Origin of the sequence: Citrobacter tructae (assembly GCF_004684345.1) — a bacterium.
GTDB lineage: Bacteria > Pseudomonadota > Gammaproteobacteria > Enterobacterales > Enterobacteriaceae > Citrobacter > Citrobacter tructae.
This window is the reverse complement of the sequence record NZ_CP038469.1, coordinates 1905816-1919310: the sequence shown is the minus strand read 5'-3', so window position 1 is coordinate 1919310 and position 13495 is coordinate 1905816. Positions and strand designations below refer to the sequence as shown.

At 53.8% G+C, this 13495-nt stretch carries 16 protein-coding genes; 13 read left to right on the top strand and 3 right to left on the bottom strand.

Features of this window, described 5'->3' with window-relative positions; translation table 11 throughout:
• Positions 1–232 precede the first annotated feature (232 nt).
• From ybgI to E4Z61_RS10060, 9 genes are all read left to right on the top strand, one after another.
• Positions 233–976, top strand: a complete 744-nt coding sequence (gene ybgI / locus E4Z61_RS10100; protein ID WP_135324916.1) for a radiation resistance protein YbgI — start codon at positions 233–235, stop codon at positions 974–976.
• 16 nt (positions 977–992) lie between these two features.
• Positions 993–1649 (top strand): 5-oxoprolinase subunit PxpB, encoded by a 657-nt coding sequence (pxpB, locus tag E4Z61_RS10095; protein ID WP_135322648.1) that lies wholly within the window; start codon positions 993–995, stop codon positions 1647–1649.
• A complete protein-coding gene (pxpC, locus tag E4Z61_RS10090) occupies positions 1643–2575 on the top strand; it encodes a 5-oxoprolinase subunit PxpC (RefSeq protein ID WP_135322647.1) in 933 nt (310 codons plus the stop codon). The genes pxpB and pxpC overlap by 7 nt, the downstream gene beginning before the upstream one ends.
• Positions 2565–3299: a 5-oxoprolinase subunit PxpA gene (gene pxpA, locus E4Z61_RS10085; protein ID WP_135322646.1), complete on the top strand. Its 735-nt coding sequence runs from the start codon at positions 2565–2567 to the stop codon at positions 3297–3299. The genes pxpC and pxpA overlap by 11 nt, the downstream gene beginning before the upstream one ends.
• A gap of 55 nt (positions 3300–3354) precedes the next feature.
• Complete coding sequence (locus E4Z61_RS10080; protein ID WP_135322645.1) at positions 3355–4077, top strand: DUF969 domain-containing protein; 723 nt, start codon at positions 3355–3357, stop codon at positions 4075–4077.
• A complete protein-coding gene (locus E4Z61_RS10075; protein ID WP_135322644.1) occupies positions 4074–5069 on the top strand; it encodes a DUF979 domain-containing protein in 996 nt (331 codons plus the stop codon). Before E4Z61_RS10080 ends, E4Z61_RS10075 begins: the two co-directional genes overlap by 4 nt.
• Positions 5070–5078: 9 nt before the next feature.
• On the top strand, positions 5079–5723 hold the full coding sequence (gene pcp / locus E4Z61_RS10070; protein WP_135322643.1) for a pyroglutamyl-peptidase I: 645 nt from the start codon (positions 5079–5081) through the stop codon (positions 5721–5723).
• 14 nt (positions 5724–5737) lie between these two features.
• Complete coding sequence (nei, locus tag E4Z61_RS10065) at positions 5738–6529, top strand: endonuclease VIII (RefSeq protein ID WP_135322642.1); 792 nt, start codon at positions 5738–5740, stop codon at positions 6527–6529.
• Positions 6530–6615: 86 nt separating this feature from the next.
• Positions 6616–7032 (top strand): hypothetical protein, encoded by a 417-nt coding sequence (locus tag E4Z61_RS10060; protein WP_135322641.1) that lies wholly within the window; start codon positions 6616–6618, stop codon positions 7030–7032.
• A gap of 9 nt (positions 7033–7041) precedes the next feature.
• Here the strand turns inward: E4Z61_RS10060 and E4Z61_RS10055 are convergent, their stop codons facing one another.
• The 3 genes from E4Z61_RS10055 to E4Z61_RS24395 all read right to left on the bottom strand — a co-directional run bounded on the left by E4Z61_RS10055 (position 7042) and on the right by E4Z61_RS24395 (position 9826).
• Complete coding sequence (locus E4Z61_RS10055; protein WP_135322640.1) at positions 7042–8091, bottom strand: AbrB family transcriptional regulator; 1050 nt, start codon at positions 8089–8091, stop codon at positions 7042–7044.
• A 173-nt stretch (positions 8092–8264) separates the two neighbouring features.
• Entirely contained in the window at positions 8265–9548 is a 1284-nt protein-coding gene (locus E4Z61_RS10050) for a citrate synthase (protein WP_135322639.1), read from the bottom strand.
• A gap of 188 nt (positions 9549–9736) precedes the next feature.
• A complete protein-coding gene (locus tag E4Z61_RS24395) occupies positions 9737–9826 on the bottom strand; it encodes a hypothetical protein (protein ID WP_420808713.1) in 90 nt (29 codons plus the stop codon).
• Positions 9827–10242: 416 nt separating this feature from the next.
• Here E4Z61_RS24395 and sdhC point away from each other — a divergent pair, with 416 nt between their 5' ends.
• Genes sdhC through sdhB form a run of 4 tightly spaced genes read left to right on the top strand, consistent with a single transcriptional unit; the run spans position 10243 to position 13486 of the window.
• Positions 10243–10647: a succinate dehydrogenase cytochrome b556 subunit gene (gene sdhC, locus E4Z61_RS10045; protein ID WP_167817543.1), complete on the top strand. Its 405-nt coding sequence runs from the start codon at positions 10243–10245 to the stop codon at positions 10645–10647.
• Positions 10641–10988, top strand: a complete 348-nt coding sequence (sdhD, locus tag E4Z61_RS10040) for a succinate dehydrogenase membrane anchor subunit (protein ID WP_135322637.1) — start codon at positions 10641–10643, stop codon at positions 10986–10988. The genes sdhC and sdhD overlap by 7 nt, the downstream gene beginning before the upstream one ends.
• A complete protein-coding gene (sdhA, locus tag E4Z61_RS10035; RefSeq protein WP_135322636.1) occupies positions 10988–12754 on the top strand; it encodes a succinate dehydrogenase flavoprotein subunit in 1767 nt (588 codons plus the stop codon). The genes sdhD and sdhA overlap by 1 nt, the downstream gene beginning before the upstream one ends.
• A 15-nt stretch (positions 12755–12769) precedes the next feature.
• The gene (gene sdhB / locus E4Z61_RS10030; protein ID WP_135322635.1) at positions 12770–13486 is read left to right on the top strand and encodes a succinate dehydrogenase iron-sulfur subunit SdhB; all 717 of its coding nucleotides are present in this window, start codon (positions 12770–12772) and stop codon (positions 13484–13486) included.
• Positions 13487–13495: the final 9 nt, after the last annotated feature.

Sequence of the window (13495 nt, the reverse complement as noted above, 5' to 3'; positions counted from 1 at the left end):
CCTTGACGTTGTAACTTTGATACAGATCTGATTATTTATGCAATATGCTGTCTGATTGCATAAATATACATGAATAAAATCGCGTAGTGGTAAGCAATTTACGATCAAAGAGCCCGTGATTGTTTCTTGATGTGTCAGTGAAATGGTTATCGACGAATGGCGGCGGGGACGCTATTTTACATAAGCAGTAGTGCTGATTGGACAGGCAGAATTTATGACAACGAGGGCGATGATGAAAAACACCGAACTGGAACAACTGATCAACGACAAACTGAACAGCGCCGCAATTAGCGATTATGCGCCGAATGGTTTGCAGGTTGAGGGCAAAGAGACGGTGCATAAAATCGTGACTGGTGTGACCGCAAGCCAGGCATTGCTTGACGAGGCTGTTCGCCTCGGGGCTGATGCGGTCATCGTTCATCACGGGTACTTCTGGAAAGGAGAATCTCCGGTGATTCGCGGCATGAAGCGCCATCGTCTTAAAACGCTGTTGGAAAATGACATTAACCTGTATGGCTGGCATCTGCCGCTGGATGCGCATCCGGATCTGGGCAATAACGCACAGCTGGCGGCACTGTTGGGTATTACCGTGATGGGGGAAATCGAGCCGTTGGTACCGTGGGGTGAACTCGCCATGCCGGTTCCAGGGTTAGAGCTGGCATCCTGGATCGAGGCACGCTTGGGCCGCAAACCGTTATGGTGCGGTGATAGTGGACCGGAAAAAATTCAGCGCGTTGCCTGGTGTACCGGTGGTGGCCAAAGTTTCATTGATAGCGCGGCTCGTTTTGGCGTCGATGCGTTTATTACCGGCGAAGTCTCCGAACAAACCATTCACTCTGCCCGTGAGCAAGGCCTGCATTTTTATGCCGCCGGGCACCATGCCACTGAACGAGGCGGTATTCGGGCGTTAAGTGAATGGTTGAATGAAAATACGGATTTGGATGTTTCTTTCATTGATATACCCAATCCAGCGTAATTAAAGAGGGACGAAAGTGCAGCGAGCGCGTTGTTATCTGTTAGGTGAAACTGCGGTGGTTCTGGAGCTGGAACCCCCTATTACGCTGGCGAGTCAGAAACGTATCTGGGGTTTGACTCAGCGCCTGGTTGATGCCCCGAATGTACTTGAAGTCATTCCGGGCATGAACAATATCACAGTGACGCTGCGTAATCCTCAAACCCTGGCGCTGGATGCCATTGAGCGTCTGCAGCGTTGGTGGGAGGAGAGTGAGGCGCTGGAACCGGACTCGCGCTTTATTGAAATCCCGGTTATCTATGGAGGAGAGCAGGGACCAGATCTGGCCGACGTCGCGCAGCACAGTGGATTAAGCGAGAAGCAGGTTGTTGAACTGCATGCATCCGTTGACTATGTGGTCTGGTTTTTAGGCTTTCAGCCGGGGTTCCCGTATCTCGGAAACTTGCCGGAGCAACTGCATACTCCAAGACGTGCGGAACCGCGTCTGATTGTTCCAGCAGGTTCTGTCGGTATTGGCGGTTCGCAAACGGGCATCTACCCGCTCGCCACGCCAGGTGGATGGCAGCTGATAGGGCATACCTGTATTCAGCTGTTTGATCCGCAACGGGATGAACCCATCCTGTTACGACCTGGAGATACTGTACGCTTTGTACCGCAGAAGGAGGGAGTATGTTAACGATCATTCGTGCGGGCATGTACACCTCCGTACAGGACGGTGGTCGTCACGGTTTTCGCCAGTCAGGAATCAGCCACTGTGGGGCGCTGGATAAACCCGCCTTGAACGTTGCTAACCTGTTGGTGGGAAATGATGCGGATGCCGCCGCGCTGGAGATAACGCTCGGGCAGCTGGTGGTGGAATTTGAAGTAGATAGCTGGTTTGCCCTGACCGGTGCGGGATGTGACGCGCATTTAGACGACAGCCCCGTGTGGAGCGGATGGCGATTGCCGGTGAAAGCAGGACAACGCCTGACGCTAAAACGTCCGCTACATGGCATGCGCAGTTATCTGGCGGTGGCAGGCGGCATTGATGTTCCCGACGTAATGGGCTCGTGCAGCACTGACCTGAAAGTCGGTATCGGCGGCCTGGAAGGACGTCTGTTACGGGATGGCGACCGGCTGGCGGTGGGCGTTTCAACGCGACAGTTCAGCGGACCGCAGGGGGTAAAACAGCTGATGTGGGGCAACCGCCTTCGTGCGTTACCCGGGCCTGAGTATCATGAGTTTGATGAAGCTTCGCAGGCGTCGTTCTGGCGCTCACCGTGGCAGCTCAGCCCACAGAGTAACCGCATGGGATATCGTCTGCAGGGGCAACCACTGACGCGTACCACCGATCGCGAACTGCTGTCACACGGTCTGCTTCCCGGCGTGGTGCAGGTGCCGCACAACGGCCAGCCGATTGTATTGATGAACGACGCCCAGACCACGGGCGGCTATCCGCGTATCGCCTGTATCATTGAGGCGGATATGTACCATTTGGCGCAAATCCCCCTCGGTCAGCCGATTCATTTTGTTCAGTGTTCGCTGGAGGAGGCGCTGAAAGCGCGTCACGATCAGCAGCGTTATCTTGAACAGTTAACATGGCGACTTAACGATGAAAATTGATCTTAATGCAGACCTCGGTGAAGGTTGCGCAAATGACGCCGCGCTGCTGCAACTGGTGTCATCAGCCAACATCGCCTGTGGGTTTCACGCCGGAGATGCGCAAACCATGCTGTCAAGCGTGCGTGAGGCGCTAAAAAATGGCGTGGCCGTAGGGGCTCATCCCAGCTTTCCGGATCGGGAAAACTTCGGCCGTAGCGCCATGAACCTGCCAGTGGAAACAGTTTATGCCCAGACGTTGTATCAAATCGGCGCACTGGCGGCGATAACCCGGGCGGAAGGCGGTGTCATGCGCCACGTCAAACCTCACGGCATGCTTTACAACCAGGCGGCGAAAGACCCGCAACTGGCGGATGCCATCGCCAGAGCAGTGCATGCCTGCGATCCGTCGCTCATCCTGGTCGGGCTTGCCGGAAGCGAACTGATCCGTGCCGGGAAGCATTATGGTCTGGTGACGCGTCAGGAGGTTTTCGCCGATCGAGGTTATCTGGCGGATGGCAGTCTGGTACCGCGTAACCAGCCGGGGGCGCTGATTGAAGACGAAGCGCTGGCACTGGCGCAAACCTTAGAAATGGTGCAGTCAGGGAGAGTAAAAAGCCAGACCGGAGAATGGGCGAACGTCATTGCCCAGACGGTATGTATTCATGGTGATGGTGAGCACGCACTCGCTTTTGCCCGCCGCTTACGTACCGCGTTCGAAGCAGAGAAGATTCAAATTAGTGCATAATTTTTCACATACAAAACAATAACATATTACACAACAACATAGACGGGAATATATTATGGGAGAGGTCATTTCTCTCTGGCCATTGACGGGGATTGCTGTCATTGTGGTCGGATTTCTTTTACGTTTTAACCCGGTATTGGTGGTGATTATTGCCGGGGTTGTCACCGGACTGGCGGCACATATGCCGATCGCCACCATTCTCGAAAAGTTGGGTGAAGGTTTTCTCAACACCCGCAACCTGCCGTTTATCTTATTGATCCCACTAGCGGTAATCGGTCTGCTGGAGCGTCACGGCCTGAAAGAACGTGCGCAGACGTGGATCGCCAAAATTCGCAGCGCCACCAGCGGTCGTCTACTAATTGTCTATCTGTTTATTCGTGAGGCAACCGCCGCGCTGGGGCTGACCAGTCTGGGGGGCCATCCGCAAATGGTGCGTCCGCTGCTGGCACCGATGGCGGAAGGGGCCGCTGAGAAAAACCATGGCGAATTACCGGGTTCGGTGCGCTATCGCCTGCGTGCGATGTCGGCCGCGACCGATAACGTCGGGCTGTTTTTCGGCGAAGATATCTTTGTTGCCTTCGGGGCAATCATCTTCATGCACAACTTTATGCTGGAGTCCGGCGGGATCCAGACGGAGCCGCTACATATTGCCCTGTGGGGGATCCCAACGGCGATTTGTGCCTTCCTGATCCACGGTGCACGCTTGTGGCGACTGGATAACTACCTGCAACGCGAAGTGGCGAAAGCGAATGCCGCAGTGAAAGGAGAAGCGAAATGAATTTTCAGCAAAGCTATCTCTACTGGCTGGCGGGTGCGGTATTACTGATTGTGGCCGTCATGTCCTGGCAGGACAAAACGAACCCCCGGCGTTTAACCACCGGTCTGTTCTGGGGGGTGTACGGTCTGCTGTTTCTGCTGGGCGACTGGACCTATTCGCTGTTTGGTGACAAACGAACGGTGCATATCGCGGTCGGTATCGCGGTAGTGTTACTGGCGCTAATCGCCGGTTTTGGCGGCGTGAAGCTTGGTAGCTACCATCAACGTACACAACAACAGCGTGAAGAGAGTGCCAACCGGCTGGGCAACCGCTTGTTTTTCCCGGCGCTGGCGATCCCGGTTGTGACCGTTATCGGCGTGTTGATGTTTAATCATATTCCGGGCTTACAGAATGCGTTGTTTGGACCAGGAAATCACGCCACGCTGGTGACGCTGTTTTCGATGACGGCAGGTTCGTTAATCGGTCTGGTAATGGCGGTTAAAATGACCCATGAGCGAGCACATCAACCGATCCAGGAAGCGCGTCGCCTGCTGGACTCCATTGGCTGGGCATTCATCCTGCCGCAAATTCTCGCCACGTTAGGGCTGCTGTTTACGGCGGCGGGCGTAGGCACCGGCATTTCGTATCTGACGCAGGAATACCTGGCGGTGGACAGCCGCTTTATCGCGGTGGCGGTGTACACCATCGGTATGGCGTTGCTGACGATGATTATGGGCAATGCGTTTGCTGCCTTCCCGATTGTGACTGCCGGAATTGGAATCCCGATCCTGGTATTGCAGCACGGCGGTAATCCGGCGGTAATGGCGGCAATCGGCATGTTCTCCGGCTATTGTGGCACGCTGATGACGCCAATGGCGGCAAACTTTAACATCGTCCCTGCAGCGCTGCTGGAGTTGCCGGACAAAAATGCGGTGATTAAAGCGCAGGTGCCGACCGGCATACTGCTGCTGCTGGTCAACGTATTCCTGATGTATTTCCTGATGTTCCTGTAAGGAGGAAGGATGAAAACGGTATTAATCACCGGATTTGAACCCTTTGGCGGCGAGTCAGTTAACCCTTCCTGGGAAGTGGTCTCGGGTCTCGACAATGCTATCATCGCGGGATATCGCGTCGTGGCGCGTCAGTTGCCGTGCGTATTTGGTGAGTCTCTTACGGTACTTAATACCGCGATTGACGCGCTGTCACCGTCGCTGGTGCTCGCAGTTGGTCAGGCCGGAGGTCGTCCGGACATCACCGTAGAGCGCGTCGCCATCAACGTAGACGATGCGCGTATTGCGGATAACCAAGGTCAGCAGCCGGTAGATGAACCGATCGTGAGCGATGGTCCGGCGGCGTGGTTCAGTACACTGCCGATCAAAGCAATGGTTGCGGCCATGCGCAGCGCCGGTATTCCAGCATCGGTTTCGCAAACCGCAGGTACCTTCGTCTGTAACCACGTGATGTATGGCTTGCTGCACAAACTACGAGACACACCGGCAGTAAAGGGTGGGTTTATTCATATCCCTTATCTGCCACAACAAGCCGCAGAGCACCCTGGTGCGCCAAGTATGGCGAGTGATACGGTGCGTCGTGCGCTGGAAGTCGCGATTGTCACCGCCTTACAGGTGGAACGCGATATCGCAGTGACGGGTGGTGCAACTCATTAACAAAGGACAGTATTATGCCTGAAGGCCCGGAGATCCGCCGCGCGGCGGATAACCTGGAGGCGGCAGTCAAAGGCAAACCGTTGACGGATGTCTGGTTTGCCTTTGAGCAGTTAAAACCGTATCAATCGCAACTGATTGGGCAGCGTGTTACCCAGCTCGAAACACGGGGTAAAGCATTGCTGACCCATTTTTCCAATGGTCTGACGCTGTATAGTCACAATCAGCTTTACGGCGTCTGGCGGGTCGTGGACACGGGGAATATCCCGGATACCACCCGGGTATTGCGCGTCAGGCTGCAAACATCCGATAAAACCATCCTGCTCTATAGCGCGTCGGATATTGAAATGCTGACGCCAGAACAGCTCACCACCCATCCATTCCTGCAGCGGGTGGGGCCTGACGTACTGGATCTGCGTTTAACGCCCAATGAGGTAAAAGCGCGTCTGCTGTCGCCCCGTTTTCGTAACCGGCAGTTTTCTGGCCTGCTGCTCGATCAGGCATTTCTCGCGGGATTAGGTAACTACTTGCGGGTAGAAATTCTCTGGCAGGTGGGGGTAACAGGGCAACATAAAGCGTCGCAACTGAGCGATCAACAGCTTGATAGGCTGGCGCAGGCGCTGCTCGAGATTCCGCGTCTGTCCTATAACACCCGCGGTCAGGTCGATGAGAATAAACATCATGGCGCGTTGTTTCGCTTTAAGGTCTTTCACCGCGACGGCGAAGCCTGCGAGCGATGCGGTGGGATTATCGAGAAAACAACCCTCTCTTCACGTCCGTTTTACTGGTGTCCAGGCTGTCAGAAATAACATAGCATGGTGCGGTCCCGACGATGCAGAGGGGCAATTCGAATAACGTCGCCTGAATCTCTCAAGGAGATGAGAAGGAGTGAGATATGGATTTTAACCGTTTTTGTTGTACCGCCTTACTTGTCGTAGCAACGGGTTCCTTTTCCGCGCTTGCTACCGCCGTTGAGCCGGTAGCGCCTAAATGCGAGTCCGGGCCGCAGGATATGGAATATGTCTATGAGCATGGTGCCCAGACCCGTTGTTTTTATCCGGCTATGACCCTGGAGGAGACGTATCAGGCTCTCAGAAAAGCGCGTTCAGACCGTGAAAATCTGCTGCCGACGCTGACCGTGGGCAAGGATGTTAAAATAGAAAATCTCGGGGATACGGAGCAGGTGGAATATGTCTGGAAGGGCACTAACGCCTTATATATTACGCAGAATTTTCCGGGTGGCATGACGGAATTTATATTTGCCGCGGATAAATCGGGAACGACCGTGACGGAGATTGGGCACCCGGATTAACGTGTTGCCTTAAGAATGCGCTTTTCTCGGCGCATGTGCCGATATAAACCGGGCGATAGCAGGCCCGGTGAGCAAAATACTGAACAGCCGCAGGGTTTGCATCGCCATGATCAGCGCCATATCGGTGTGACTTCCTGCGGCAATCACCGCAACAGAATCTACCCCTCCAGGACTGGTCGCCAGATAGGCGGTGAGAAAATCTATCTGCATGTAATGCGCCAGCCCCCACGCCATGACGGCGCAGATTGTCATCAGTGAAAAAATGGACAGCAGGATCTGTGGTAAGGGGCGCAGCGCCATTAAAAAGATCTGCTTATCAAAGCCAAGGCCAATTTGCCAACCGATGGCCATATACGCCATCGCCAGCAGCCATTCAGGCAGTTCAATCACCATCACACCGCCCGCGTTAAGCAGTGCGCCAGCCAGCATCGGCAACAGCATCACACCCGAGGGAATACGCAGTAAGCGCCCGGCTGTCCCGGCAACGACGGCCAGCAGCAGGGTGCTGAACAGGTTGATGCTCAGTGGCGGAAACCAGACCAGTTGCTCGCTGACCGCCTGTGTCTGCTCGCCCATTATCAGTCGGGTGACCAGCGCCGCAGCGGCCACTACAAGTAACACCCGCAGATACTGCATAAACGCTACCAGACGGATGTCCGCGCCATATTCCTGCGCCATCGCAACCATCGCTGCAGCCCCGCCTGGTGATGACCCCCACGCGCCAGTATTACCCGGTAACTTACTGTAGCGTACCAACAGCCAGCCTATCGCAGTACTGGAGAGAAGGGTCGCCAACAGGATGGCAATGACCATCGGCCAGTGCGCCGCCAGCGTAGTAAAAATGGACCCCGTGAGGTTTTGCGCAATCATGCAGCCGAGAATGGCCTGCGCGGCAAGAAACGTACAGCGGGGAGGGCGCAGCGAGATACCGCGCAGACTGAAAATAATGCCGACGATCATTGACCCGAGCAGTAAGGGGCCCGGGAGATGCACAAACAGAAAGAGCAGGGAAAGCAGGAGCGATAACAGAAATAACAGGCTCCACTGCAAAACAGGCATCCCATGCTCCTGAGTGAAATGAGGGAAATCTCAGTAAATCATAGAGAAAGCGTGATGAGAATAAAATAACGTAGATCAAGAAAAACAGGCCGGATGTGGGCATTAATGCTTTGTCCGGCCAGAGGAGTTAATGACTGTAGGCCGGACAGGCGTTAGTGCTATCCGGCAGATAATTAACGCTTAATGTCAGACTTATAATCGCGTTTGTCGTAGCCGGTGTACAGCTGACGAGGACGAGCGATCTTCATGCCGTCGGTATGCATTTCGTTCCAGTGCGCAATCCAGCCAACGGTACGCGCCATGGCGAAGATCACGGTGAACATGGAAGACGGGATCCCCATCGCTTTCAGAATGATGCCGGAGTAGAAGTCTACGTTCGGGTACAGTTTCTTCTCGATGAAGTACGGGTCGTTCAGCGCGATGTGCTCAAGTTCCATCGCTACTTCCAGCAGGTCATCTTTCGAACCCAGTTCTTTCAGCACTTCATGGCAGGTTTCACGCATCACGGTGGCGCGCGGGTCATAGTTTTTGTAAACACGGTGACCAAAGCCCATCAGGCGGAAAGAGTCATTCTTATCTTTCGCGCGGCGAACAAATTCCGGAATGTGTTTAACTGAGCTGATTTCTTCCAGCATTTTCAGCGCGGCTTCGTTCGCGCCGCCGTGCGCCGGTCCCCACAGGGAAGCGATACCCGCAGCGATACAGGCGAATGGGTTCGCGCCTGAAGAGCCTGCGGTACGGACGGTGGAGGTTGACGCGTTCTGTTCGTGGTCAGCGTGCAGGATCAGGATACGGTCCATAGCGCGTTCCAGCACCGGATTTACAACGTACTCTTCACACGGCGTGGAGAACATCATGCGCAGGAAGTTGCCGGCGTAGGAGAGATCATTACGCGGGTAAACAAACGGTTGACCGATGGAGTATTTGTAGCACATCGCGGCCATGGTCGGCATTTTGGACAACAGACGGAAGGCGGCGATTTCGCGATGGCGCGGATTATTCACATCCAGCGAGTCGTGATAGAACGCTGCCAGCGCACCGGTAACACCGCACATGACGGCCATCGGGTGGGAGTCGCGGCGGAAACCATGGAACAGACGCGTGATCTGCTCATGGATCATGGTATGGCGAGTGACCGTAGTTTTGAACTCGTCGTACTCTTTCTGCGTCGGTTTTTCGCCGTACAGCAGGATATAACACACTTCCAGATAGTTGGATTCGGTAGCCAGCTGATCAATCGGGAAGCCGCGATGCAGCAAAATACCTTCATCACCGTCGATGAACGTAATTTTGGATTCGCAGGATGCGGTAGAGGTAAAACCAGGGTCAAAAGTGAACATGCCTTTTGAACCAAGGCTACGAATATCAATAACGTCTTGACCGAGCGTACCTTTCAGCACATCCAGTTCAATAGCAGCATCACCGTTTAGAGTGAGTTTTGCTTTAGTATCAGCCATTTACGGTCTCCTTAGCGCCTTATTGCTTAAGACTACTCAGGTGAGATCTGCTTCAACTCATCAATTAACCGTTACCAGTTTGTTATTCGGCTCGCCACTCTGTGGTAGAGGAGAAACCAGGGTACAGAGCAATGGGCGCTTGCAGGTAAATCAGTTAACTCATGGTGAATTAGCAACAAATCAACAACTTAGCAATCCGAATTATTAAACCTGTCTACACTAATAACTGTACTGAATTTATTGGTCAACCTTTTCACACTGTTACATAACTTACTCATCGGTGAAAGAGTGACCCCATAACTTTTACGCATTATATGCTTTTTCTGGTGTCGTTTGTAACAAGTTTGTTTAATGATTGTCAAATCAGATGATTAAAAATTAAAATAATGTTGTTATCGTGACCTATGTCACTGTTCGGGATAAAACCCGACAAACTATATGTAGGTTAATTGTAATGATTTTGTGAACGTCCTATACTGCCGCCAGGTCTCCGGAATACCCTGCAATCCCGAGCCAACCAGCGTTGTAACGTGTCGTTTTAGCAACTGGAAGCAGTGTTTTATATGACGCGTAGTTATAGTAAGGACGCTGTCTGACCCGCACGCAGACCGGAGGAAGGAAACCCCGTCGTCTTTCAGGCAACAGGAGTCTTCATCTTCTGTACCCGAAGTCCAAAGGGAATAATAAGAACAGCATGTGGGCGTTATTCATGATAAGAAATGTGAAAAAACAAAGACCTGTCAATCTGGATCTGCAAACGATTCGGTTCCCAATCACGGCGATAGCGTCCATTCTCCATCGCGTATCTGGAGTGATCACCTTCGTGGCGGTCGGGATACTGTTGTGGTTATTGGGTACCAGCCTTTCCTCCCCTGAAGGTTTCCTCGCGGCGTCTTCCATTATGAATAACTTCTTTGTGGAGTTAATTCTGTGGGGAATTCTGGTCGCGCTGGCCTATCACGCCGTCATGGGCATTCGCCATCTGTTGATGGATTTTGGCTACATCGAAGAAACCCTCGAAGCAGGGACGCGTTCTGCCAAAATTTCTTTTGTTATCATTGTCGTGCTTTCACTTCTCGCAGGAGTCCTCGTATGGTAAGCAACGCCTCCGCATTAGGACGCAACGGCGTACATGACTTCATTCTGGTCCGTGCTACCGCTATCGTTCTGACGTTATACATCATCTATATGGTCGGCTTCTTCGCCACCAGTGGCGAACTGACCTGGGAAATTTGGACCGGTTTCTTCTCATCGGCATTCACCAAAGTCTTCACCCTGCTGGCACTGTTTTCTATCTTGATCCATGCCTGGATTGGCATGTGGCAGGTGTTGACCGACTACGTTAAACCGCTGGCCGTGCGCCTGATTCTGCAACTGGCGATTGTCGTTGCACTGGTGGTTTACGTCATTTATGGATTCGTTGTGGTGTGGGGTGTGTAATGAAACTGCCAGTCAGAGAATTTGATGCTGTTGTGATTGGTGCCGGTGGCGCAGGTATGCGCGCGGCGCTGCAAATTTCCCAGAGCGGTCAGACCTGTGCGCTGCTCTCCAAAGTGTTCCCAACCCGTTCCCATACCGTCTCCGCGCAAGGTGGCATCACCGTCGCGCTCGGTAATACCCATGAAGATAACTGGGAATGGCACATGTACGACACCGTCAAAGGGTCGGACTACATTGGTGACCAGGACGCGATTGAATATATGTGTAAGACCGGCCCGGAAGCGATTCTGGAGCTGGACCATATGGGGCTGCCATTCTCACGTCTTGACGATGGCACTATCTATCAACGTCCGTTTGGTGGTCAGTCGAAAAACTTCGGCGGCGAACAGGCGGCACGTACCGCAGCAGCAGCTGACCGTACCGGTCATGCGCTGTTGCACACGCTGTATCAGCAGAACCTGAAAAACCACACCACCATTTTCTCTGAGTGGTACGCGCTGGATCTGGTGAAAAACGCCGATGGTGCTGTTGTCGGTTGTACCGCCCTGTGTATCGAAACCGGTGAAGTGGTTTATTTCAAAGCCCGTGCCACCGTACTGGCAACCGGCGGCGCAGGCCGTATTTATCAGTCCACCACTAACGCGCACATCAACACCGGCGACGGCGTTGGCATGGCGATCCGTGCCGGTGTGCCGGTGCAGGATATGGAAATGTGGCAGTTCCACCCGACCGGTATCGCCGGGGCAGGGGTTCTGGTTACCGAAGGCTGTCGTGGTGAAGGTGGTTACCTGCTGAACAAACACGGCGAGCGCTTTATGGAGCGTTATGCCCCGAATGCGAAAGATCTGGCGGGTCGTGACGTGGTGGCACGTTCCATCATGATCGAAATCCGTGAAGGTCGCGGCTGTGACGGCCCGTGGGGCCCACACGCCAAGCTGAAGCTTGACCATCTGGGTAAAGACGTTCTCGAATCCCGCCTGCCGGGCATCCTTGAACTGTCGCGTACCTTTGCTCACGTTGACCCGGTGAAAGAGCCGATTCCGGTTATCCCAACCTGTCACTACATGATGGGCGGTGTGCCGACCAAAGTGAGCGGCCAGGCGCTGACCGTGAACGAGCAGGGCGAAGACGTGGTTATTCCGGGACTGTTTGCGGTGGGCGAAATCGCCTGCGTATCGGTTCACGGTGCCAACCGTCTGGGCGGCAACTCGCTGCTGGACCTGGTGGTGTTTGGTCGTGCGGTGGGTCTGCATCTGCAGGAGTCTATCGCAGAGCAGGGCGATCTGAAGGATGCGACTGAAGAAGAAATCGATGCCTCTCTGGCGCGTCTGAACCGCTGGAACGGTAACCGTGACGGTGAAGATCCGGTCGTCATTCGTAAAGCGCTGCAGGAATGTATGCAGCATAACTTCTCGGTGTTCCGCGAAGGCGACGCGATGGCGAAGGGTCTGGAAGAGTTGAAGGCGATTCGCGAGCGTCTGAAAAATGCCCGTCTGGATGATACTTCCAGCGAGTTCAATACCCAGCGCGTAGAGTGTCTGGAACTGGATAACCTGATGGAAACTGCATACGCCACGGCGGTGTCTGCGAACTTCCGTACCGAAAGCCGTGGCGCACATAGCCGCTTCGACTTCCCGGAACGCGATGATGAAAACTGGCTGTGCCATTCCCTGTACCTGCCAGAATCGGAATCCATGACGCGACGTCAGGTCAATATGGAACCGAAACTGCGCCCGGCATTCCCGCCGAAGATTCGTACTTATTAATGCGGAGACAGGAAAATGAAACTCGAGTTTTCAGTTTATCGTTATAACCCGGACGTAGACGATGCTCCGCATATGCAGGATTACACCCTGGAAGCGGAAGAAGGTCGCGACATGATGCTGCTGGATGCGCTGATGCAGCTGAAAGAAAAAGACCCGTCGCTGTCGTTCCGTCGCTCTTGCCGTGAAGGGGTCTGTGGCTCCGACGGTCTGAACATGAACGGCAAAAATGGTCTGGCCTGTATCACACCTATTTCTGCGCTGAATCAGCCGGGCAAGAAAATTGTCATCCGCCCGCTTCCTGGTTTACCGGTAGTGCGTGATTTGGTGGTAGACATGGGGCAATTCTACGCACAGTATGAGAAGATTAAGCCTTACTTGTTGAATAATGGGAAAAATCCACCGGCTCGCGAGCATTTACAAATGCCAGAGCAGCGTGAGAAGCTCGATGGGCTGTATGAATGTATTTTATGTGCATGCTGCTCAACGTCTTGCCCGTCATTCTGGTGGAATCCGGACAAGTTTATTGGCCCGGCAGGTCTGCTGGCCGCGTATCGCTTCCTGATTGACAGCCGCGATACCGAAACCGACAGCCGCCTGGATGGATTAAGTGACGCTTTCAGCGTATTCCGCTGCCATAGCATCATGAACTGCGTCAGTGTCTGTCCTAAGGGGCTGAACCCGACGCGCGCCATCGGCCATATTAAGTCGATGCTGCTGAAACGCAGTGCGTAAGTAGTTGTT